19 protein-coding genes and 1 tRNA gene are annotated in these 21251 nt (G+C 62.2%); 5 read left to right on the forward strand and 15 right to left on the reverse strand.

Going from position 1 to position 21251, the window contains the following annotated elements; all coding sequences use genetic code 11:
• The first annotated feature begins 46 nt into the window (after window positions 1-46).
• A complete protein-coding gene (locus tag ACQY1K_RS03980) occupies window positions 47-3508 on the forward strand; it encodes a chromosome segregation SMC family protein (RefSeq protein ID WP_430258358.1) in 3462 nt (1153 codons plus the stop codon).
• A gap of 275 nt (window positions 3509-3783) precedes the next feature.
• Here the strand turns inward: ACQY1K_RS03980 and ACQY1K_RS03985 are convergent, their stop codons facing one another.
• Window positions 3784-4764, reverse strand: a complete 981-nt coding sequence (locus ACQY1K_RS03985) for a VOC family protein (protein ID WP_430258359.1) — start codon at window positions 4762-4764, stop codon at window positions 3784-3786.
• Window positions 4765-4941: 177 nt separating this feature from the next.
• Between ACQY1K_RS03985 and ppdK the strand changes: the two genes are divergently transcribed.
• Window positions 4942-7614, forward strand: coding sequence for a pyruvate, phosphate dikinase (gene ppdK, locus ACQY1K_RS03990; RefSeq protein WP_430258360.1), 2673 nt, complete (start codon window positions 4942-4944; stop codon window positions 7612-7614).
• Window positions 7615-7618: 4 nt separating this feature from the next.
• On the opposite strand, the gene ACQY1K_RS03995 is transcribed toward ppdK, so the two are convergent.
• Window positions 7619-7888, reverse strand: coding sequence for a hypothetical protein (locus ACQY1K_RS03995; RefSeq protein WP_430240882.1), 270 nt, complete (start codon window positions 7886-7888; stop codon window positions 7619-7621).
• A 146-nt stretch (window positions 7889-8034) separates the two neighbouring features.
• On the opposite strand from ACQY1K_RS03995, the gene ACQY1K_RS04000 reads away from it, so the two are divergent.
• Window positions 8035-8403 carry a hypothetical protein gene (locus tag ACQY1K_RS04000; RefSeq protein ID WP_430258361.1) on the forward strand — a complete coding sequence of 123 codons (369 nt, stop codon included), beginning with the start codon at window positions 8035-8037 and terminating at the stop codon, window positions 8401-8403.
• 77 nt (window positions 8404-8480) lie between these two features.
• Window positions 8481-9377 carry a DUF1499 domain-containing protein gene (locus ACQY1K_RS04005; RefSeq protein WP_430258362.1) on the forward strand — a complete coding sequence of 299 codons (897 nt, stop codon included), beginning with the start codon at window positions 8481-8483 and terminating at the stop codon, window positions 9375-9377.
• 7 nt (window positions 9378-9384) lie between these two features.
• Here ACQY1K_RS04005 and ACQY1K_RS04010 read toward each other — a convergent pair whose 3' ends face one another.
• Complete coding sequence (locus ACQY1K_RS04010; protein ID WP_430258363.1) at window positions 9385-10302, reverse strand: MBL fold metallo-hydrolase; 918 nt, start codon at window positions 10300-10302, stop codon at window positions 9385-9387.
• Window positions 10303-10496: 194 nt separating this feature from the next.
• Between ACQY1K_RS04010 and ACQY1K_RS04015 the strand changes: the two genes are divergently transcribed.
• Window positions 10497-10570, forward strand: a tRNA-Gln gene (locus ACQY1K_RS04015).
• A 471-nt stretch (window positions 10571-11041) separates the two neighbouring features.
• On the opposite strand, the gene ACQY1K_RS04020 is transcribed toward ACQY1K_RS04015, so the two are convergent.
• From ACQY1K_RS04020 to ACQY1K_RS04075, 12 genes are all read right to left on the reverse strand, one after another.
• On the reverse strand, window positions 11042-11410 hold the full coding sequence (locus ACQY1K_RS04020; protein ID WP_430258364.1) for a DUF2293 domain-containing protein: 369 nt from the start codon (window positions 11408-11410) through the stop codon (window positions 11042-11044).
• Window positions 11411-11553: 143 nt separating this feature from the next.
• Window positions 11554-12591 carry a P-type DNA transfer ATPase VirB11 gene (gene virB11, locus ACQY1K_RS04025; protein ID WP_430258365.1) on the reverse strand — a complete coding sequence of 346 codons (1038 nt, stop codon included), beginning with the start codon at window positions 12589-12591 and terminating at the stop codon, window positions 11554-11556.
• The gene (virB10, locus tag ACQY1K_RS04030; RefSeq protein WP_430258366.1) at window positions 12588-13985 is read right to left on the reverse strand and encodes a type IV secretion system protein VirB10; all 1398 of its coding nucleotides are present in this window, start codon (window positions 13983-13985) and stop codon (window positions 12588-12590) included. The genes virB11 and virB10 overlap by 4 nt, the downstream gene beginning before the upstream one ends.
• Window positions 13985-14761: a TrbG/VirB9 family P-type conjugative transfer protein gene (locus ACQY1K_RS04035; RefSeq protein ID WP_113109625.1), complete on the reverse strand. Its 777-nt coding sequence runs from the start codon at window positions 14759-14761 to the stop codon at window positions 13985-13987. The genes virB10 and ACQY1K_RS04035 overlap by 1 nt, the downstream gene beginning before the upstream one ends.
• Complete coding sequence (locus ACQY1K_RS04040) at window positions 14758-15447, reverse strand: virB8 family protein (RefSeq protein WP_430258367.1); 690 nt, start codon at window positions 15445-15447, stop codon at window positions 14758-14760. Before ACQY1K_RS04040 ends, ACQY1K_RS04035 begins: the two co-directional genes overlap by 4 nt.
• A gap of 17 nt (window positions 15448-15464) precedes the next feature.
• Window positions 15465-16460 (reverse strand): type IV secretion system protein, encoded by a 996-nt coding sequence (locus ACQY1K_RS04045; protein WP_430258368.1) that lies wholly within the window; start codon window positions 16458-16460, stop codon window positions 15465-15467.
• A gap of 4 nt (window positions 16461-16464) precedes the next feature.
• Window positions 16465-16635 carry a hypothetical protein gene (locus ACQY1K_RS04050; RefSeq protein WP_430258369.1) on the reverse strand — a complete coding sequence of 57 codons (171 nt, stop codon included), beginning with the start codon at window positions 16633-16635 and terminating at the stop codon, window positions 16465-16467.
• Window positions 16625-17359, reverse strand: a complete 735-nt coding sequence (locus ACQY1K_RS04055; RefSeq protein WP_430258370.1) for a hypothetical protein — start codon at window positions 17357-17359, stop codon at window positions 16625-16627. Before ACQY1K_RS04055 ends, ACQY1K_RS04050 begins: the two co-directional genes overlap by 11 nt.
• 127 nt (window positions 17360-17486) lie before the next feature.
• Window positions 17487-19877, reverse strand: a complete 2391-nt coding sequence (locus tag ACQY1K_RS04060; RefSeq protein ID WP_430258371.1) for a VirB4 family type IV secretion/conjugal transfer ATPase — start codon at window positions 19875-19877, stop codon at window positions 17487-17489.
• Window positions 19874-20167: a type IV secretion system protein VirB3 gene (locus tag ACQY1K_RS04065; protein ID WP_430258372.1), complete on the reverse strand. Its 294-nt coding sequence runs from the start codon at window positions 20165-20167 to the stop codon at window positions 19874-19876. The genes ACQY1K_RS04060 and ACQY1K_RS04065 overlap by 4 nt, the downstream gene beginning before the upstream one ends.
• A 3-nt stretch (window positions 20168-20170) precedes the next feature.
• Window positions 20171-20413: a TrbC/VirB2 family protein gene (locus tag ACQY1K_RS04070; protein ID WP_062453584.1), complete on the reverse strand. Its 243-nt coding sequence runs from the start codon at window positions 20411-20413 to the stop codon at window positions 20171-20173.
• Window positions 20414-20453: 40 nt separating this feature from the next.
• Window positions 20454-21176 (reverse strand): lytic transglycosylase domain-containing protein, encoded by a 723-nt coding sequence (locus ACQY1K_RS04075; protein WP_062453583.1) that lies wholly within the window; start codon window positions 21174-21176, stop codon window positions 20454-20456.
• Between the last annotated feature and the right edge of the window lie 75 nt (window positions 21177-21251).

The raw sequence follows: 21251 nt of genomic DNA on the forward strand, positions 1-21251 counted from the left end.
CCACCCCGGCGGGTAGGGGACCCGTCGGCGGGAGAAAGGGCGCAGCATGAAATTCAACAAGCTGCGCGTCGTTGGCTTCAAGTCCTTCGTCGAGCCGACGGAATTCATCATCGAGCGAGGGCTGACCGGCGTGGTCGGCCCCAATGGCTGCGGCAAGTCCAACCTTGTCGAAGCGCTGCGCTGGGTGATGGGCGAAAACTCCTACAAGAACATGCGCGCGTCCGGCATGGACGACGTCATCTTTTCGGGCTCGGGCAACCGTCCGGCCCGAAACAGCGCCGAAGTCGGCCTCTATCTCGACAATTCCGATCATACGGCACCCGCCGCCTTCAACGATGCCGATGAGATCCAGGTGTCGCGCCGCATCGAGCGCGAGAACGGCTCGCTCTACCGCATCAACGGCAAGGAAGCCCGCGCCAAGGATGTGCAGCTCCTGTTCGCGGATGCCTCGACAGGCGCCCGCTCGCCCTCCATGGTTGGGCAGGGGCGGATCGGCGAGCTGATCAATGCCAAGCCCCAGGCCCGTCGCCAGCTTCTCGAAGAAGCCGCCGGCATTTCCGGCCTGCATTCGCGCCGCCATGAGGCCGAACTTCGCCTGCGCGCCGCCGAAACCAATCTGGAGCGGCTGGAAGATGTCGTCGCCCAGCTGGAAAGCCAGATCGAAAGCCTGAAGCGCCAGGCCCGCCAGGCCAACCGTTTCCGCATGCTCTCAGCCGATATCCGCGCCCGCGAGGCGATGCTTCTGCATATCCGCTTCGTCCAGGCCCGCGAGGCGGAGGCCGAGGCCGAAACCGCGCTCAACCAGGCCACCAACATCGTCGCCGAAAAGGCGCAAGGGCAGATGGAAGCGGCAAAGGCGCAGGCGATTGCCAGCCTCAGACTGCCGGAATTGCGCGAGGACGAGGCGAAAGCCGGTGCCGCCCTGCAGCGCCTGCAGATCGCCCGCGGTCAGCTGGAAGAAGAAGCCGGCCGCCTGCTGCGCCGTCGCGACGAACTGACGCGAAGACTGTCGCAGCTTGCCGAAGACATAAGCCGCGAGGAACAGCTTGCCGCCGATAACACCGCCTTCCTCGAAAAGCTGGATGGCGAAGAAGCCGAGCTGACCGAGACGCTGGCGGATTCAGGTGCCGAAGCCGAAGACCTGCGCGAGGCCTTCGAGGCAGCCGCTGCAACGCTTGCCGACAGCGAAAAGCTGTTTGCCGCAGTCACCGCCGAACGCGCCGAAGCAGCGGCCGGACGCAATGCGCTGGACCGGCTGATCCGCGACCTCGCCGAACGCCGCCAGCGCCTCGACCGCCAGATGGCCGATGCGAGCGGCGAACTCGACGCGATCGGACAAAAGCTTGATGGCCTCGACAACCCGGCCGAGCGGCAGGACGCGGTGGAAGCCGCCGAAATCGCCGTCGAGGATGCGACGATCGCGGCCGAAGAAGTCGAAGCGGCGCTGGCCCATGCGCGCTCGAACGAACTGATGGCCCGCGGCCCGGTCGAATCCGCTCGCTCGGCGCTGAACGCGCTCGAAACCGAAAAGCGCACGATTTCGCGCATGCTGGCCGCCGGCGCCCTGTCCGGCGGCTTCGTCCCCGTTGCAGAAATGATCCGCGTCGATCGTGGCTATGAGGCAGCGCTTGGTGCAGCCCTCGGCGATGATCTCGAAACACCTGTCGATGCCTCTGCCTCCGCCCACTGGTCGATCAATGGAGATGGTGCCGCTGATCCCAGCCTGCCCGAGGGTGCGCTGCCCTTGTCGTCCTATGTCACGGCGCCGCCGGAACTGGCGCGCCGGCTCGGGCAGATCGGCGTGATCTCGCAAGACGACGCCGAGGGGCTGATGCCGCTGCTGCGCCCTGGCCAGCGCCTCGTGACCCGAGAGGGTGCCGTCTATCGCTGGGATGGCCATATCTCGGGCTCCGAAGCGCCGGGTGCGGCTGCCCTTCGCCTGTCCCAGAAAAACCGTCTGTCGGAGCTGGAAGGCGAGATCGACGAGGCGCGCGATATCCTCTCGGAAACCGAGGATGCGCTGGCAGAAGCTGGCACCGCCATCTCGATTGAGGAAAAACGGCTCGCCGAAGCGCGCGACCGCAGCCGTTTTGCCGCCCGCCAGTTGAGCGATGCCCGCGATGCGCTTGCCGCTGCCGAACGGGCAGCCGGCGATCTCACCCGTCGCCGCGATGTGGTTGCGGAAGCGGTCAGCCAGCTGACCGGCCAGATCGAGGATCTCGGCGTCCAGGAGGAAGATGCCCGCATCGAGCTCGAGGACGCACCGGATCTCTCCGCCATCGATGCCAAGCTGTCGAACCAGCAAAGCGTTGTCGCCACCGATCGGGGCCGTCTTGCCGAAGCGCGCGCCGCCTATGAGGGCCAGAGCCGCGAGATCGAGGTGCGCAAGCGCCGCATCGCCGCCATCGCCCAGGAACGCGCCACTTGGGTCTCCCGCATCGCCAGCGCCGCCGATCATATCGGCAGCCTGCGCCAGCGCGAGGAAGAGGCGCGCGACGAGATCGTCGATCTCGAAGCAGCACCTGAAGAATTCGACGAGCGCCGCCGGGCACTGATCAACGAATTGCAAAAGGCGGAAGCTGCCCGCAAGGCCGCCTCCGATCGGCTGGTCGAGGCGGAAACCCGCCAGCGCGAGACCGACCGGATCGCCGCCACGGCCTTGTCCGAACTCGCCGAAGCCCGCGAGAAACGCGGCCGTGCCGAAGAGCGTCTGGTCTCCGCCGCCGAAAAGCGCCACGAGGGCGAGCTGCGCATCCGCGAGGCGCTCAATGTGGAGCCGCATGACGTGATGCGCATCGCCGGCATCGCGCCCGGCGCCACGCTTCCCGACATCCGCGAGATCGAACGGGAAGTCGACCGGCTCAAGATGGAGCGCGAGCGGCTCGGTGCCGTCAACCTGCGCGCCGAGGAAGAGCAGAAGGAGCTTTCCGACAAGCTCAGCGCTCTGATCCACGAGCGCGACGACATCATCGACGCCATCCGCAAACTGCGCGGCGCGATCCAGAGCCTCAACCGCGAGGGCCGCGAGCGCATGCTGGCCGCCTTCGATGTGGTCAACAAGCAGTTCCAGCGGCTGTTCACGCATCTCTTCAATGGCGGCACGGCAGAGCTGCAGCTGATCGAGAGCGACGATCCGCTCGAAGCCGGCCTCGAAATCCTCGCCCGCCCGCCGGGCAAGAAGCCGCAGACGATGACGCTTCTGTCCGGTGGCGAGCAGGCACTGACGGCGATGGCGCTGATCTTTGCCGTCTTCCTCACCAATCCCGCACCGATTTGCGTGCTGGACGAAGTGGATGCACCGCTCGACGACCACAATGTCGAGCGCTACTGCAACCTGATGGACGAGATGGCGGCGTCGACCGAGACGCGGTTTATCATCATCACCCACAACCCCATCACCATGGCCCGCATGAACCGTCTGTTCGGTGTGACCATGGCGGAGCAGGGTGTATCGCAGCTGGTCTCGGTCGATCTGCAGACGGCGGAACTGCTGCGCGAAGCCAGCTGAGCCAGCGCTTTCCCGGTCAACCGGTCGCGGCCTCCGTATTTCTACCTACGTCAATTTACTCATATGGGACATCAGCGTCTCGGCGTAGTGTAATTTAACTAAAATCATATTGACGTGTGGTGCCTCGATGCCGCAAGTTCAGCATCGAAGTACCGCCGATATAGAGACCCCCCGCACGGGTTTTCCTGTCCTGTGCGGAAGGCTTTGCGGGGCCGATGTGATCCGGCCCCGCAAAGCGTTTTCATCTCTTTCCGACATCCGCGCCGCAGGCGTCTTTACAGCCCCGTCAGCCGCACATTCGTCCCCCAGGGGTCGAGAATGTCGATATGATCGACAGCCCTCGTGAAGCTGACCGACGCCTGTTTCAGCTTGTCCTTCAGCGCCAGCAGGTCGCTCTTTTCTGCAAATTCCAGCGAGAACCAGTCGAGCCCGGTTTGCGTCTCTTCCCGCATTCCCGCACCGGCGCTCTGCCAGGTGTTGAAGGCGAGGTGGTGATGGTAATGGCCGGACGAGAAGAAGCCCGAGTCGTCCCGGTTGCCGCGTGTCGATGACAGGCCGATCAGATCGCCATAGAAGGCCCGCGCCTTGTCGATCTCGCCGACCCGCAGATGGATATGACCGATCCTGAGGTTGGCGGGCGCTTTTGTGTAGGTGTCGCGGTTGATGTCGGTAGTGGCGACGATATCGTCCACGTCGAGCGCATTGGTGCCCATCGTCACCACCTCGCCCTCCCATGTCCACATTTCGTGCGGCCGATCCCAGTACACCTCGACGCCGTTTCCTTCGGGATCGGTCAGATAGACAGCCTCGCTGACGCTGTGATCGGCAAATCCTGTGATCGGAAATTGCCGCTGCGCCACATGCACCAGCCAGCGGGCGAGATCGCCGCGGTCCGGCATCAGGTAGGCAATGTGAAACAGACCGGCAGAACCCGGCGTCTCGAAGGCGGCCTCTGCCGAACGGACGAGATGCAGAAGCGGCGATCCCCCCGCACCCAGCACGACGCGATCGCCGGAAACATCATCCTGCTCGATGATCTCGAGCCCGAGCATGCCCTGGTAGTACGCGGTCATGGATTTGAGGTCCCGCACCCGAAGCGCCGCCTGATCCACATGGACAGGCGTCGTCACGGCAAAGGGCAGGGCAGGTGCAGCCATCGCCGTGCTCGTTCCTTCCGCCAGCAGCGCGCCGTTAAGGGCGGCCGTCGCAGACACGACACCCGCCAGTTTCAAAGCATTCCGTCTCGTGATGGTCATCGAAGGCCCTGCAGGTTCCGGCGGCGTTATAGAGACGCGCTAACCCATGCGCACGTCACTTTCCTGTCAGGCATGAGAACTCACCGATTTTGCTGCGCTGCAACATAATCCTGACGCATAATTCCCAAACGATCATAAACGCTGTAAATGCTTGAGAAGACTGGGTGGAGATGCGAAATGGCGAAATGGGTCTATCGCTTCGGCGATGGCAAGGCGGAAGGAGGCGCTGGTGACAGCATCCGTCTTGGAGGCAAGGGCGCAAACCTCGCGGAAATGGCAAGCCTCGGCCTGCCGGTGCCGCCCGGACTGACGATCGTCTGCGATGCCTGTACCCATTATTTCGAAAACGCCCGCATGCTGCCCGACGGTCTGAAGGCCGAAGTCCTCGATGGCATCGCCGCCATGGAAGCAATCACCGGCCGCCGGTTCGGCGCCGGCGTGCAGCCGCTGCTTCTTTCCGTCCGCTCAGGCGCGCGGGCCTCCATGCCCGGCATGATGGACACGGTCCTCAATCTCGGCCTCAACGACCAGACGGTGCAGGCGCTGGCTGAAGATTCCGGCGATCCCCGCTTCGCCTGGGATAGTTACCGCCGCTTCATCCAGATGTATGCCGATGTGGTGATGAGCCTCGACCACGAGATCTTCGAGGAAATCCTGGAAGACGAGAAGGCGCGGCTCGGCCACGAATACGATACAGAACTTTGCGCCGCCGACTGGCAGCACATCGTCTCGCTCTACAAGCAGCTGATCGGCGAGGAACTGGAAACGGGTTTCCCGCAGGATCCGCACGAGCAGCTCTGGAAGGCGATCGCCGCCGTATTTGCAAGCTGGATGAACCCGCGCGCACAAACCTTTCGCATGCTGCACCGGATCCCCGAGGAATGGGGAACCGCGGTCAATGTCCAGGCCATGGTGTTCGGCAACCTCGGCTCGACATCGGCCACAGGCGTTGCCTTCACCCGCAATCCGTCGACCGGCGAGAAAGCCTTGTACGGCGAGTTCCTCGTCAATGCGCAGGGCGAGGACGTCGTCGCCGGCATCCGCACGCCGCAATCGATCACCGAGGAGGGCAGGCTTGCCTCCGGTTCCGACAAGCCGTCGATGGAAAAGCTGATGCCGCAGGCATTCGCCGAGTTCCGCACGATCTGCGACCGGCTCGAAGCCCATTACTGCGACATGCAGGATGTGGAATTCACCATCGAACGCGGCAAATTATGGATGCTGCAGACACGCAACGCCAAACGCACCACCCGTGCTGCCATGAAGGTCGCCGTCGACATGGTCGAGGAAGGCGTCATCACCGAAAGCCAGGCCGTCTGCCGCATCGATCCGCCCTCGCTCGACCAACTGCTGCACCCGACCATCGATCCGCGCGTCGAGCGCCACGTCATCGGCTCCGGCCTGCCCGCATCGCCGGGCGCTGCCACCGGCGAGATCGTGTTTACCGCCGAAGAGGCGGTCGAGGCCGACAAGGAAGGCCGCAAGGTCATCCTCGTGCGCATCGAGACCAGCCCGGAAGACATCCACGGCATGAACGCCGCCGAGGCGATCCTCACCACCCGCGGCGGCATGACCAGCCACGCCGCCGTCGTTGCCCGCGGCATGGGCATTCCTTGCGTCGTCGGTGCCGGCTCCATGCGCGTCGACCTGCGCAACGAGGTGCTTCTTGCCGCAAACGGCGTCAGCCTTCGGCGCGGCGAAGTCATCACCATCGACGGATCCTCCGGCCAGGTGCTGAAGGGTTCCGTGCCGATGACCCAGCCCGCGCTGTCGGGCGATTTCGGCAAGCTGATGGCCTGGGCCGACAAGACCCGCCGCATGACCGTGCGCACCAATGCCGATACGCCGCAGGATGCCCGCGCCGCCCGCTCGTTCGGGGCGGAGGGCATCGGTCTCTGCCGCACCGAGCACATGTTCTTCGAGGGCGACCGCATCCACATCATGCGCGAGATGATCCTGGCGGAAACCGAGAAGGCGCGCCGCGCAGCGCTTAGCAAACTTCTGCCGATGCAGCGGTCGGATTTCACCGAATTGTTCGAAATCATGCACGGCCTGCCGGTCACGATCCGCCTACTCGATCCGCCGCTGCATGAATTCCTGCCCAAGACCGAGGCCGAGATCGACGACGTTGCCCGCGCCATGGGCATGCCGCCCGCTTTCCTCGCCAGACGCATCGATGCGCTGCACGAGTTCAACCCGATGCTCGGCCATCGCGGCTGCCGGCTTGCGATCTCCTATCCGGAAATCGCCGAAATGCAGGCACGCGCAATCTTCGAGGCGGCTGTAGAGGCCGGAAAGACCACCGGAGAGCCGGTCGAACTCGAAATCCTCGTGCCGCTGGTCAGCCTGCGCAAGGAACTGGATTACGTGAAGGGCGTCATCGATGCGGTGGCGAAAGATGTCGCCCGCGAAACCGGCGTGCCGATCGCCTATCTGGCGGGCACGATGATCGAATTGCCGCGTGCGGCCCTCCGCGCCCATGTGATCGCGGAAACCGCCGAGTTCTTCTCCTTCGGCACCAACGACCTCACCCAGACCACCTTCGGCATGTCCCGCGACGATGCCGCGGCATTCATTCCCACCTATCAGCGCAAGGGCATTATCGAGCACGACCCGTTCATCTCGCTCGATTTCGATGGCGTCGGCGAACTGATCCAGCTCGCAGCAGAGCGCGGCCGTAAGACGAGGGCAGACCTGAAACTTGGCATTTGCGGGGAACACGGCGGCGACCCGGCCTCGATCCGCTTCTGCGAAAACGCCGATCTCGACTACGTCTCCTGCTCGCCGTTTCGCGTCCCCATCGCAAGGCTCGCCGCCGCCCAGGCAGCGATCGAGCGGACGAAGAGCTGACCGGTCAGTGGCGGTGAATATAAACCGGCCGCGTCACCACGATCGGCTGGCGCCACATCATCGCATCGCTTTCCGCCCGCCATGCGCGTCGCTCCGCGCGCCGGTCGAGTTCGATATCGAGCAGGCACCGCGCCATGGAATCGGTCCCGGGACGGAACCCAAAGCGCGCGCAGGACTGCTGATCCGCCGCCCGCCGCTCCTCCGGTGTGATTGTCTGGCAGGAAGTGAGTGCCGTTCCGATGACGGCCAGTGTGGCGATATAGGCAAGACGCATGACAGGCTCCAGATGATGGCTGCGGCACCCGGAGGTCGCTTTCGCGGATCCCAACTCGGCACCAAACCTATAACGACGGAATGCTCCAGACATGTCAAAGCCTGTCACCAGTGGAGGTTGGATTGGCCCGGCACTCGTGTGACCGAATGAAGAAGGCAGGCATTGTTGCATGGGCGATCATCGCCGCCCTGTTTGCGTTCTATCTGATAACCAGCGTTCAATTTCCTTTTGTGCAGGCTTGGTGGCACGCTGCATATGACGATCCGCACGACCGCTTTTCCAAACGCCACCGCATGGCCGACTGGCTCGTGATGACAGGCGCATTGGAAGGCTTGAGCCGTGGCGAGGTCCTGGCGAAACTCGAACAGCCACCACCCACAGCCAAGTTCACGGACTATGATCTCGTCTATCACCTCGGCGATGAACGCGGCTTCTTGTCCATAGACTCCGAATGGCTCGTGATGCGCCTGTCTCAATCTGGGAACGTGACGGAAAGCCAGGTGATCCGCGACTAATAATCTGCAAGGATTCCATTCCCCGCCGCGCTGTTCTACAGAAGGAACGAGACTTTGCATGGAGCCGCTTTCACACAATGACCGTCCGCTTTGTCCGGCCCGTTTCCCGCGCCGCCTATTTCGGGCGCAGGCTCGGCTTCTGCGCTTTTCTTCTATTCGTGGTTTCAGCCGTTGCGCATCGGTTCGGGCCGCTGAACGAGCCGGATTTCGTGGCACTTGTTCTGTGTTCCGCAACCATAGCGGCTGCCTCGGTACCGCTGTCGCTGCTGGGTCTCGCGCGGCTCTGGAGTGTCGGTGCAAGAGGAGGCGTTGCTGCTGCCCACGGGCTCGTGTTTGCAGCCGTCCCGCTTGCCGTCGTGGTGATGGGAACCGTGTCCTATCTCACGCTGCCGCCGCTTTACGACATCTCCACCGATATCGCCGATCCGCCTGCCTTCGTCTTCGAACCGACAGCCGACCAGCGCTTCCTGCCGCAGCGCCCGCCGATGGTCACGCCCACTGAGCGCCGCGCGCAGTTTGCCGCCTATCCGCGCCTCACCGGACGACGTTACGAAGGTGCCGTCGACCGCGTCTACGAAGGCGTCCAGAAGGCGCTACGGTCCGCCCGGATCGGCATCGTCAAGACAGAGGGGCTGGAGCTGGTGGAGCCCGACATCCTCACCCGTGCCGCGCCCCGCGACGAGCAGGCGCCGGTGCCGGATGTGGCGCCGGTGCCGCTGCGCCGGCCTGAACTCACGCTCGAGCCGACGATCGGCGCCGCCGGCGATGTGCTGCTTCAGGGCGAGACCCGCACGCTGGTGCTCGGCCTGCGCTTCGATATCGTGATCCGGTTGCGTGAAGATGCCGAGACGACCTCCGTCGATCTGCGCGTCGTCTCGCGCTTCGGCCCGCATGATCTCGGCCGCGGAGCTCAAATCGCACAGGATTTCCTCGACCGTCTCGATACCGAACTGCTCGGCATCACCGGCGGCTAAGCGCCCGTCAAGCCAGCGTATAGATGCCTGAAAGCGATGGCGGTCCGTCCGTCGCAACCTGTCCCTTGCCGATCAGGTCTTCCAGATGCGCCAGCACCGAAAGGGCGGCCGCACCATGCAGACGCGGATCCGTACGCGCATAGATCGCCGTCACCATATCCGGGATCAACCGGTCGCCGGCGCGGATGCGCTCCAGCACCGCGCGCTCGCGCATCCGCCGATGGGTCCGCAGGCCGCGCAGAAAAGAGGCGGGCTCGGTCACCGGTCCGCCATGTCCGGGAAAGAAGATCCGGTCTTCATGACCGCGGGCCAGAAGCTTTTCAACCGACGCCATGAAATCCGCCATGGATCCATCCGGCGGCGCAACGATCGTCGTCGCCCAGGCCATCACGTGGTCGGCAGAAAACAGGATGCCGGAATTTTCCAGCGCGAAGGCGCAGTGGTTGGCGGTATGGCCGGGTGTATGGAGGACGGTCAGCGCCCACCCGTCACCCTCGATCCTCTCACCATCACCGGCCGCGATATCGGGCACGAAATCGGTATCAGCGCTTTCAGCGAGCGGATTGATCTCGCCCGCGTGCAGGGAACGGGACGCCCGGTGCGGCCCCTGCGCCACCGTCAACGCCCCGGTCGCTGCCTTCAGCCGCCTCGCCAGCGGCGAGTGGTCGCGGTGCGTATGGCTGACGAAGATATGGCTGACACGCCGCCCCTCAAGCGCCGCCATCAAGGCTTCAAAATGCGCCTCGTCCTCCGGCCCCGGATCAATCACGGCCACCGACGATGTCCCGACGATATAGCTGTTGGTGCCATGAAAGGTAAACGGCGAGGGATTGTTCACCGTCAACCGCTGCACCCCTGCCGCGATCGTCACGGGCACGCCGTAGGACGGCGAAAAGGTCAGATCGAAATCAAGGTCTTCCGGCATGCTCAAAAACTGTCCTGCCGCCAAGGGCGCTTGTTGTCATCTCCCCGAGGTTTAACACCCGATCAACGCGCGTAAACCCGAAACCCCGCGTTAATTCGTGACAATCCCGAAATTTGCCGTTGAGAGGGCGGCAAAGCTTTGCTAGAGCAAGGCCACTTCCGGTCCGGGCCAGCAATGATTTGCCCCCGACCTGTTGGGGCGTCGCCAAGCGGTAAGGCTCCGGTTTTTGGTACCGGCATCCCAGGTTCGAATCCTGGCGCCCCAGCCATGCAGTATTTTACGGCCGAGACTCGCAATCCAACCGCTGCACCTCGGAATTCATGCCGCAACTTCTGTTTCCAGTCCGCGCGACGCCAGAACTTAGCTGCAAGGACGCCGTCTCAAGTCTGTCGCATAGGACGTCCACGTCTGCGATGATGCTGAGGAGCGCGGAAAGCGCGTTACCGGCATACAAGTCAAGGATGACTTCTGCGCGGCCATCGGGCTGTTCGTAGTCAATTTGACGCGCTGCTAAGGGCATGGTTGGCTCTCGTTGTGACTGAAGTTCGTTCCTAATTTGTTCTCATTCGGGGATGGAGTCAATGCACTGCAAATTCTGCGATGAGGAAAGCCGCTCTTCAAAGCCCACATCATTCCCGCAGCTTTCTTCGTGAAAAATGGTGCGCGGATTCTGTCTTACTCGCCAGAGGTCTACCCAAAGCGATCGCCTATCGGCGTCTATGCTGATCGGTCGGCATCATCAGCGGGAGTGTTGGCTCTTCCAACTCGCAATCATCGCATCAATCTTGGGCTGCACCCGTCGCCTGGCTTCCTTTCGGCGAACGCCGACAAGCAAAAGCTGGTCATACTCAGTCAACTCATGCCGAAGTGTGTTCTGGATGGTGTGATCAACGGCGTCCGCTATCAAGGCATTCCGCCAGTTCTTCGGTTCGGTGCAAATTTGGCTCGCGAAGCGGACAACCGCAAACTCGGGACATCCTGAGTATTCCTGCCGGATGAAGTATTCGACTTCGTATTGGTGGAATTGCTGCCTGTGGCGCCTTTGCTGCCGTTCGCGCCGCCGCTGTCGTTTTGATCCTATGGTTGGTTTGCCGGTCTGCAACTGCATGAGGGGCTCCATAACGAGAAGGCGCGCGGCATGGTACAACTATGCTGATGAGGTCCACCAGCCTCCCGTGTCCGCCATAACGACGCAACACAACTCAATTTTGTCGCATCATGCCGGACGTGACGATCATAACAACCTTTGCGTCAGGCGCGGGCAGCCTTTGCGAAAAGCACCTCCTCGACAGCAAAGCCGCCATTTTGGCGGTCGCGGGCGACGTGGACGACGACCGGGATTGCCTCCTCGAGATATTTGAGGATCGCGTCATGCGACAGGCCCGGATGGGACTGGTGCACCATGAAGACCAGCCGTTCATAGGCCGAGGCTGCCGAATTCGCATGGATCGTTGTCATAGAGCCCGGATGGCCGGTGTTGACGGCCTGAATGAAGGTGTAGGCCTCGCTGCCGCGTAACTCGCCCAGCATGATCCTGTCGGGCCGCATGCGCAGAGAGGCCTCCAGCAGGTCTTGCGGTGTAATTAGCGAGGCGCTCTGGCCGCCCTTGGAGGTCATGAGCGATAGAGTGTTCGGTGCATGTGTGACGAGTTCGCGCACGTCCTCGATCGTCACGATCCGCTCGTCGTCTATCAGCTTCATCAGTGTGTTAAGCAGACTGGTCTTGCCCGACGCGGTGCCGCCGGAGATGAGCATCGACAGTCGGCCACGGACCGCCTGCGACAGAAAGCCCATTGCATCGTTACGCTCGATCGCATCGACAAGTCGCAATTCCGGCGCTGAAAGTTCAAGCCTTGCACTCATGCGGGTGTTCCGCAGGGCGCCAGCGTTGGCGTAGTCTTCGAGCGTCAGGTCGCGCACGACATGCTTGCGGATTGACAGTGCGCCGCCATCGGGGGCGGCAGGCGGCAGCACGCATTGTACGCGCTCGCCGCTTGGCAGCGACGCGCTGAGGAGAGGCCGCTCCTCATTGACGACCTGCCGCGTGGCGCTGGCAACAAGCGTGGCGACAGTGATCAACCACCGCTGCGTCAGGCGCGGGTCGTCGATCCGCTCCATTGCGCCGGTCTTCAACCGTTCGACGAAGGCTTCGCCCGGTCGGTTGACGGCGATTTCGCCGACTTCAGGGTCTTCGAGATAGCGGATCACAGGGGAAAGCGCCCGATGAAGGACCGGAAAATCCTGCCACAGCGAATGATGCGCGTCGTGCCTGCTTGCGGGGATCGTCATTTGTATACTGGCGGCGGCGGATACCATCCGGTGGAGGACGAAGCAGAACCCCGCGGGACCGCGATACCCCTGCGTATCCTGCGAAGCTCTTCCTGCAGGGGATCGCCATAAAGCTTCGAGAAATCGAGGTCGCGGCGAACGAAGATGGTGACGTCAGCGCCTTGATCGACATGCACGGTGGGCGGAATGTTTTCCGAGTTCTGCGCCGATTCGGTCGCAAGCTGTGTGAAGCCGCTGGTCCCTTGGGTAACCGCCGACATCACGCCGTCACGCCCATTGCCGGACGAATCGAGCGTGGTGGTGGTGGTGATACCGGTCGCCGGGTCCGTGGAGGTGATGGTGCGTGGAGTTTCGTTGCCGTTGTCGAGCGCCAGCGCGGTGCCGATCTGCGCACCGCTACCGAGGATGGAGAAGAACATGGCGGAACCGACGCGCTCGGCCCAATGCGTATCGACTTTGCCGGTAAGACCAGCCTGACCGATATTGTCTGCGCCGGGCGAGGCGATGTCGACTTGCGTGCCGTCGCTCACCACGATGCGGTTCCAGACCACGAAGACGCGCTTCTGGCCCCGAGATAGGCCAGACTTATATTCGCCGACGAGCCGCGAGCCCTTCGGGACGAGAATGCGACGGCCATCCAGCGAATAGACGTTTTCGCGCACGACGGCGCGGACCATGCCTGGGAGATCGCTGTTGATGGCGGTTTCCAGAAAACCGCGGATCAGTGTGCCCTGCGCGATCAGCGCGTCCGGTCGTGCGTTTCTTGAGGCAATGGCCGGCGTAATCCGGTTCTGCTCTGACTGCGCAAGAAAGGCCTTGTTCGGATCGCTGTCGGAGCCAGGCACCTGCACGACTTGGTTGTCGGCTTCGGTCGCCACGATACCGCCGTCCTGACCGCCGCCGTCGGCCTCAATGGTGATCATTTGGTCGGACTGTAAACGTTCCTGCATGGCATCGCGCGCAGCCTGCCTGGCAGTTTCCTCTTCCTGCGCCTGTCTTGCGGCTTCTTCCTCGCGCATCTGCCGTTCCATTTCCTCGCGGTCACGGATTGCATCGGCCTGATCGGAGCCATCGCTCGGGGGCGCTTCTTCGACAATCGTCTCCGGCGCGGGTTCCTCGGGTACAGTCACGGTCGCAGGGGGTAAAGGTTGGTCGGCGGGCGGAAGCGATTGCTGCTGCAAAGGGAAGGCCGGCGGGTCGAAGCGTTCGTCGCCGGCAGTCTCGCCCGGAACCATGCTGATCCCGCCGAGCCGCTGGCTGGGCCAGTTGACCAGCACCAGCCCGCCAACCATCAGAAGTCCGAGTGCGACAAAGCCGGCATTGCGGGCGAAATTCGAGCGCTTAGCCGCAACCAGGCTAACGCCGTCAAGATGGTCGTAGTCGAAGCGGCTCATCAGTGATCGCTCCCGCGTGGCTGGCTTGCCGTTCTCGGCGCGGCGGCTGACAGCCCGGCCGACGGCGATGCCCTGCGATTGTAGAGGCACAGCGTGCGCTGTCCGGCCCTGAGAGTAAACTGCGCGGCAACCTTGTCGACAACAATGTAATTGCCCTCGGTGCGCGTGTTGACGAAGGATTCGCGGCCGTCGCTCTCGACGACGAACACCGCCGGGATGTCGCCGTCGAACTGCAGGAACATTTTGGCGCCGTCGTCAAACACCGTGCGTGGCTTCATCCCGCCATCTCCACGGAACACGTAGTCATAGTTCAGGCCGTAGGGATTGAGGACTTTGAGCGAGGGAGAGGAGATGTTTTCCTTCGCCTGCGCCAGCATGTGCGCGCCGATTTCCTCATCCGGATAGCGAAACCGCACCTGGAACGCGGTCATCACCTTGGGATTGTCGGATACAGCCAGAAGCAGCGAATAGGTACGCTTGCTCGTTACGACGTTCACGTTCGTTTGCGCCCGCTCCAGCAGCGGCTTGATGAACATGATGGCCGAATCCTTCTTCGGCACGATCGACCATGCCTTGGTATCCCCCGCCGACACCGTCTGTATGATCTCGTCGCTGCCAAACTGGATCATTGTGGAAACGCCGAGGCCCGCCTGAACGGTAGTCACGTTGTCGTCGTCGAAGGCCACGTAGCGGATACGCGGATCCTTTGCCTCTACCGCGGAAACAGCGACGAGCGACCAGACGCAGCACAGGAAGATCGCAGCGGCCGGCCTCACGGGTTCGCCTCACTTGCCGGGGGTGTCGTCGACACGCTTTCCTGATCGCGCCTGTAGGTGACGACCTCAAAACCAAGCGGATTGTCGAACCGGTATTCGTTGCGCATCGGCTTGGTGGTGTAGCGGAACCTCAAGACCGAGACCCAGTGGTTCTGCCGGATCTGGCCGTTGCGGCTGTTTTCCGTCGAGAATCGCACGCTGGCGGTCTGGTTGTTGAGGAAGGAGACGGACTTAACCGTGACCGAAATTGTGGTGTCAGCGCCATTGACCTTGTCGAGCGAACGAGGGTTGGAAGGCGAGAAGTCATGCACCAGATCCTGCACGGCCGCATCCGCCGATAACAGGCTCGCGAGATCGAAGTTCACCTTCAGGAGATGCGGATCGTAGGTCTCGCGCGCGCGGATGTAGCGAACGATATTGGCCGTCGTCACCGCCTCGTCTGAGGCTAACCCGCCGGGCTTCAAGGCATGAGCGATTTCGAGGTATCCCGTCGTCTTGTCAACCTCGACCACATAGGGTTCGTACTGCCTGAGCGGCAGGATCAGGACGAGTGTGGAAACCGACAGGAGCGCGATCGCCAGCGAGACGAAGGCAACGATCCAGGCGAGCGTGCGCGACCGGCGCAGGTTGCGGTGGATCTCATCTTCCCATGTCGCGCCCTGCTGGTAGTAACGCTTGTCGACCATCTCCTGCTGCTTTTCCATCAGAGCCGAACGGTCGCGTTGCGCGCCGTTTCCCTCTGGATGTTTCGCATAGCATCGTCGGTCTGGCCGGCCAGCATGGTCACGCGCTGGGTGCCAGTGCGGAAGAGCGAGTTGATCGGGTTGACCGTGCCGGCATCATAGCGGCTCGCCACCATCACCGTTCCGCTGGCGACAGTACGCGCGATACCGGGAACCTGTAACAGCAGATAGCATCCGACCGCCTCGGCCAGAAGCAACGGCATGATGTGGGATATGCCGAGCGTCACGTCCGCGGAGGCCGGAATTTCCATGGCGCCGATCGCGAGCCCGATTATGCTGCTATAGAATCCGAGAAAGGCGAAGATCAGAACCTGTTGGATCAGAAGCCGGACGACGATCGTCCTGAATCCGTCCGTATAACGCGACGAGTATTTGAAAAGGGCGAGCACGATCCACAGCGGCCCCATCGCAACGATAATCTGCAAAAAGAACTTAGCGGCGAAGACGGAGGCGATCGCGATGCCGAGAAAGGCGACGGAGAATACAATCACCAGCGCCGAAAGCAGGCCGGCAAGACCGTCCATGACGCTGCCAATATAAATTTGGCCGGCGATCCGGATCGAGGCCGCATAGACCATGTCGAGTGCATGCAACACGTCGGTGTAGGCCGACCGGCCGGTGGCGAGCGCAATACCCGCCATGATGCGCGAGCCCACGACATCGGGGATCGATTGGATCGCCACATAGATGGTGCCGGAGAAGGCGCCCCAGCTTGTCGCCAGCCAGTAGATGACGACGGCGCGCAGCAGTCGCTCCATCGCCTCGATCGGCGACAGCGAGGAGCGCCCGGTCATTAACGAGAAGCCCCACCAGATCACGTACAGGATCAGCATCGTGAAGAAGATCGGCTGCAGCACGCGGCCGAGCGACTGGTAAACCTCGCGGATGAAGGTGGTTCCCAAGACATCGACGCTGAGAAGCAGGTCGGAGGCGGCAGACGACACGGCCTGTTCCATGCGGCTACTCTACCATGATCTGGGTAAACGGGTTGACAGGCTGCGGCTCGCCGCAATGCGATGCCTCGGCGAAACTGGTCAGCGGGCCGCAGGGAGCCTTGATCTGCCGGTCAGTGCTGCTGCAGGCCGAAAATAGAATGGCCAAGGCAAAAAGGGCGCATAATCTAGTTGCCATTGCTGCTGCCCCTGCCGATTGCGCGGAACGGGTTGACGTCCCGGTATTGGAGGAGCTTTTTGACCTCTGTCGAGCGACTTGCCTGAGAGGCAAGCTCGTTGCTCGTCGTAGAAAGAACCACAGCCTGCATGGCGATCAGTTCGTTGACCGCGCGCGTCGTCTCCAGTCCCACTCGGGTGTTTTCGTCCACCGCGCCCTTGATGTCCTCGGAGCGACCGACGGCGATGGCGGCGCCCGATATCCGTTGCTCACGAACCGCGGCATTGCGCGAGGCCTGCTCGCCAAGGGCTGCCAGCAGGACGCTTCCTCTGACCCTGGTTCTGTGAACTTGGTTGACGGCGTCAGTGCGGCCATCGCTGCGTGCCTGCTGCTGAAGCGTCACAGCCAGCATCAGGCCGTTGATCATGAAGGCCGCAGCGCGGCGTGCTTCTGGGCTGATGCGACCGAGGTTCATCCGGTCTTCCTGAACAAACTGCCCTAAGGAGGGCGCGCCAGCGATCGCGACCCCACGGCCGAGCCCATCGGGCGGCAGCGAAAGCGAGCCGTCGCGTGATCCCGTCAGCGCCTTCGCGATCTGGTCAGTCTTGGCGTTCAGTTCCTTGTCGTTTGCAAGGATTTCGCGTGTCTGCCGCGCGTTCTGCTGGGCGACTGCCAAGTTCTCGATATCCAGTACAGCCATCCCCGCGGCATTGGCAGCGGATGCCGACAGCAGAAAAGATAACACGCACGCTCTCATGACGACCTGGCGGATTTCTCGAGGAGATACTCGCCGACCATAGCCTATGTCGGCATGCCGCCCGTCATTAAATCTCTGATTGCCTTCGCAGTTATCCACATTTGTTTGACCATATCTACACATCGTATTCAGTGAAGCGCGAAAGCCACTGGGCGGGATCGTCGCCGTAGCGGGCGCGCAGTGCTTCGCATTCTCGCACCGTCTCGATGCGGCCGGACAGGACTTTCATCAGGTCTGGCATAGAGGAAAGGTCGAGCTTGACGACGACGGAATCGTTGGCGCGCTTGACCAGCATCGCTCGGCTTTCCGGCGGTGCCGTCTTGATGAAATCGAACTCCTTCGCCGACAGCAGGAAGTGATCGCGATAGACTGCCGCACTCGCCTTGGCGTTCGGCAGGAAGATGTTGGACGTGGTCTGCTCGATAATCGCCGACGAAATGCTCGATTCGACAATATCGGCGGCAGACTGGGTGCCGAAACCGACGATACCGTTCTTCTTGCGGATCGTCTTCAGGAGATCGCGCAGGAAGCCCGGGAACACGGCGTCGTCGAGAAGCTTCCAGCCTTCGTCGAGGAAGATCATCGTCGGCGTGCCGTCCAGCACGCCCTCGATGCGGTGGAAGAGATACATCAGCGCCGCGGTGCGCGTTTCCGGGTCGTCCAGCACACTGGTCATGTCAAAGCCGATGACCTGGGAGGAAAAATCCAGGCGATCAACGGGATTGTTGAACAGCCATCCCTTGTTTGCCGGGTCGAGCCAGGGTTCGAGACGTCGCGCCAGATCGTTTTCACCCGGCTGCAACCTACCACGCAGCACTTCCGTCAGCATCTTCAGGCTGCGGCGCTCGCGAGGAAACTCAAAGAGCAGTCCCACGGCATCGGCGATGACGATTTTTTCCGAGGCCGACAGCGCGCCATCAGTCGGGTTCAAAAGATAGGAAAGAAGCGTGTTCGCGAACGCCCGGTTGGCGGGCGTGTCGTCGATCTGCAGCGGTGCAAAGCCCGTGGGCGTGCCGGGCTCCAGCACCTCGTAATGGCCGCCGAGCGCACGGATAAAGATATCGGCGCCGCGGTCCTTGTCGAAATAGATGCAACGCGGCCGCGGGCGGATGCGCATCGACTGCGCCATCAGGAAGGCCATCGCCGCCGTCTTGCCAGAGCCGGTCGGCCCGACGATGGTGAAGTTGCCGCTATCGTTGACGTGGAAACTGAAATTATATGCAGTTTGGTTGGCGGTTTCGACGATCGCGATCGGCTTTTTCCAGTGCAGGCCTTGCGTCTCGCCGCTTGGAAAGTTGTGGCCGGAGAAAAGCCCTGCGAAATTCGCCGACGAGATCAACCCTCGGCGGGCGATATAGCTGAAGTTGCCCGGAAGCTGCGCCCAGAATGCCGGCTCCATGTTGAGGCTTTCGCGCACCGGCACGACGCTCATCCGCGACAGTTCGGACTGCACGTCGGACACGGCGCGGTTCAGTCGCGACACCGAGCTTTCGAAGACGCAAATTGACATGTGGTGATAGCCGAACACGACCTCGCCCTGCGCCAGCTTGTCCAGTCCCTGATGCACGGAGGCTTCCATCTGCGTGCCGCCGACGTCGGAGGTGGCAACCTGATTCCCGACGCGGCGCATGATCTGCATGGCGGCAGCCCGGTCTTCGATGGCAAACGACTGTGTCAGGATGAATTCGTAGGGCAGGCGCAGCAGCCCGTCCGTACCGCCCGGCGCCGTGAAGGGCGGATATTCCTTCATCGACACCATGGCGCCCACCTTCGACTGCATCTCCCCGCTGCCGCGGATTTCGAGCGCATTGCGCCCGAACAGGAGCTGCGCTGTCGGGATCGCCTCGGCTAGGCTCATGCGGGGAAGAGGCATTTCGACCGGATCGCCGCCGGAAACGATCTTGGCGAAAAATTCCGCCGGCTCCGAAAACACCGAGCCCCGCCGTTCGGCGACCCCGAGCCGCCTTGCGCCATAGGGGGCGAAGTCCTGCACCATGGCGAGCGTTGCTTCTTCCAGCTCGCGCAGCGCCTCAGCGCGGCTTTCGCTCTCGCCTGCGCCATGGCTGAAGGCGGACAAAGCACGGTCAACCCAGCCGATCTTGCCCAGCATATGGCGGCGCACGATCGTCAGGTAGATATCGTTGACGAAAAGGTTCTTCTGGCTGAGATGCTCCCGATAGCGACGATTGAGCTCGGCCGCGAAAGGCATGTCGAAATCATCGTCGATTGCAACCGCACTCTTGCGACGAATAACGGTGGTGTAGAGTGAGAAGCGCGACGACCCGAGAAGCCGGAAGCTGTTATTGCGGTTGCGCATCCGGGCATTGAGCTCGGCCTGATCCATGGTCTGGAACGGCAGTCCTTCCAGCTTTATGACAGAGACCAGAAATCCCAGTTTTGTCGAGACGACATGGTCATTGACATGCCTGAGATAGGGAATGTGCTCCCTCACTCCCATCTCATAGCGGCGCTGCCGCCCGAACTTCAGACTGTCGTTGAGGCTCACGGCGAATAGCTCCGCCCGCCCCAAAACGATGCGTTCCGGATGGCGCGCCGCATGCCGAGCAGGCGTTCGAGGATGTGGAAGAGGAATGGGTCGCGCTGACAGAGATACATCGCCATCAGATGGATGACGAAGGCAAGCACGATGGGCAGGAGAAAGCTGCTGGTGGCGATGAAAATCACAACCGCGATCATGCCGTTCAGCGCGAAGATTTCATAGCGGACGCCCCATTTCGTCGGCGGCCTCGTGAAGGCAAGGCTCACCGGCTCGACGGCTGGGAGATCGTCCTCCATGGGCTAGCGAACCGCGTAGCGCAGCGAATCGACCAACGTCGTCGCGCCGAAGACGAGCGCGATGCCGATGATGATCGATCCGGCCAAGCCCCAGACCAGACGACCAGTCATGGCGAGGAAGCCCAGAAAGCAGACGGCGATGATGGCGACGGAACGGGCGATCGCGCCCTGCAGGAGAGACACCAGCCAATCCAGCGCTCCCTGGATCGGGGCGGCGTCCTGCGCGTAGGCAAGGGTTGGAAGCATCGCGGCTACCAGACCAATCACGACGGCGGATCTGAGCGCCTTACTGCAATTCAATGACATGCCCGTCCTTCCAGCCCACCTCGGCTTTATTGCTGTCACCCTCGTCCTTAGCGGGCTCCTGAACCTGCTTGACCTGGGCTATAGACTGGTCGTGCTGCCCGACCATGGTTGAATATTTCCAGCGGTTGAGCACGCGAACAATATAGTCGCTTGTCTCCCGGTAGAGGGGGATACCCTTCTTTTCATGAACCTTCGCCGGCCCGGCATTATAAGCCGCCAGCATCAGCAGCGGATCTTTGAATTCGGTATAGAGCTGCTTCATGTACCGGACGCCGGCGCGCACATTTTGCTCGACATTGCAGCGATCCACAAGGCCAAGGTCCTTTGCGGTCGCCGGCATCAACTGCATGATACCGAGAGCGCCGCTGGAGGAGGGGCCGGAATTGGCACCGTAGCCGCTTTCCACCCATGCAACGGCATCGACGAGATCTGGATCAAGGCCCTCGGCGGCAGCAAGGCTGCGAACGATCAGGCTGACTTGCTGTGGATCCACAGCAGCACAGCGCTCAGCGACAGTTGCCGGCAACTCGATGGTCGAGTTGATAACATGCGCTTGCGTGCCGGCATTTGCCTCCGGCAGGAAGGCAAGACGAATTCGGTCTTCAATCTTGCCGGAAGTCTGAGGCGAGGCATAAGCCAGACGCGCATCGCGGGCGCTGCCTTCTAAAGGCCAGAAGCTCAAGGCGGCGACAACCGCTACCATGCTTGATTTCACCGCAACTCACCCGCCCTGAATATCGCTTCCTAATTATTGAGCGAGCCAGACCACCGTCAACAG

Origin of the sequence: Neorhizobium sp. IRS_2294 (genome assembly GCF_050500145.1) — a bacterium.
In the GTDB taxonomy this organism is placed as follows: domain Bacteria; phylum Pseudomonadota; class Alphaproteobacteria; order Rhizobiales; family Rhizobiaceae; genus Neorhizobium; species Neorhizobium soli.

Coding starts and splice junctions, on each gene's coding strand:
- ACQY1K_RS04045 (WP_430258368.1), bottom strand. CDS start 16,460: ATGGAACAGGCCGTGTCGTCTGCCGCCTCCGACCTGCTTCTCAGCGTC.
- virB11 (WP_430258365.1), bottom strand. CDS start 12,591: ATGACGATCCCCGCAAGCAGGCACGACGCGCATCATTCGCTGTGGCAG.
- ACQY1K_RS04020 (WP_430258364.1), bottom strand. CDS start 11,410: ATGCAGTTGCAGACCGGCAAACCAACCATAGGATCAAAACGACAGCGG.
- ACQY1K_RS03985 (WP_430258359.1), bottom strand. CDS start 4,764: ATGACCATCACGAGACGGAATGCTTTGAAACTGGCGGGTGTCGTGTCT.
- ACQY1K_RS04005 (WP_430258362.1), top strand. CDS start 8,481: ATGACCGTCCGCTTTGTCCGGCCCGTTTCCCGCGCCGCCTATTTCGGG.
- ACQY1K_RS04010 (WP_430258363.1), bottom strand. CDS start 10,302: ATGCCGGAAGACCTTGATTTCGATCTGACCTTTTCGCCGTCCTACGGC.
- ACQY1K_RS04065 (WP_430258372.1), bottom strand. CDS start 20,167: ATGGAGGACGATCTCCCAGCCGTCGAGCCGGTGAGCCTTGCCTTCACG.
- virB10 (WP_430258366.1), bottom strand. CDS start 13,985: ATGAGCCGCTTCGACTACGACCATCTTGACGGCGTTAGCCTGGTTGCG.
- ACQY1K_RS03980 (WP_430258358.1), top strand. CDS start 47: ATGAAATTCAACAAGCTGCGCGTCGTTGGCTTCAAGTCCTTCGTCGAG.
- ACQY1K_RS04070 (WP_062453584.1), bottom strand. CDS start 20,413: ATGCTTCCAACCCTTGCCTACGCGCAGGACGCCGCCCCGATCCAGGGA.
- ACQY1K_RS03995 (WP_430240882.1), bottom strand. CDS start 7,888: ATGCGTCTTGCCTATATCGCCACACTGGCCGTCATCGGAACGGCACTC.
- ppdK (WP_430258360.1), top strand. CDS start 4,942: ATGGCGAAATGGGTCTATCGCTTCGGCGATGGCAAGGCGGAAGGAGGC.
- ACQY1K_RS04050 (WP_430258369.1), bottom strand. CDS start 16,635: ATGGCAACTAGATTATGCGCCCTTTTTGCCTTGGCCATTCTATTTTCG.
- ACQY1K_RS04000 (WP_430258361.1), top strand. CDS start 8,035: ATGAAGAAGGCAGGCATTGTTGCATGGGCGATCATCGCCGCCCTGTTT.
- ACQY1K_RS04075 (WP_062453583.1), bottom strand. CDS start 21,176: ATGGTAGCGGTTGTCGCCGCCTTGAGCTTCTGGCCTTTAGAAGGCAGC.
- ACQY1K_RS04040 (WP_430258367.1), bottom strand. CDS start 15,447: ATGGTCGACAAGCGTTACTACCAGCAGGGCGCGACATGGGAAGATGAG.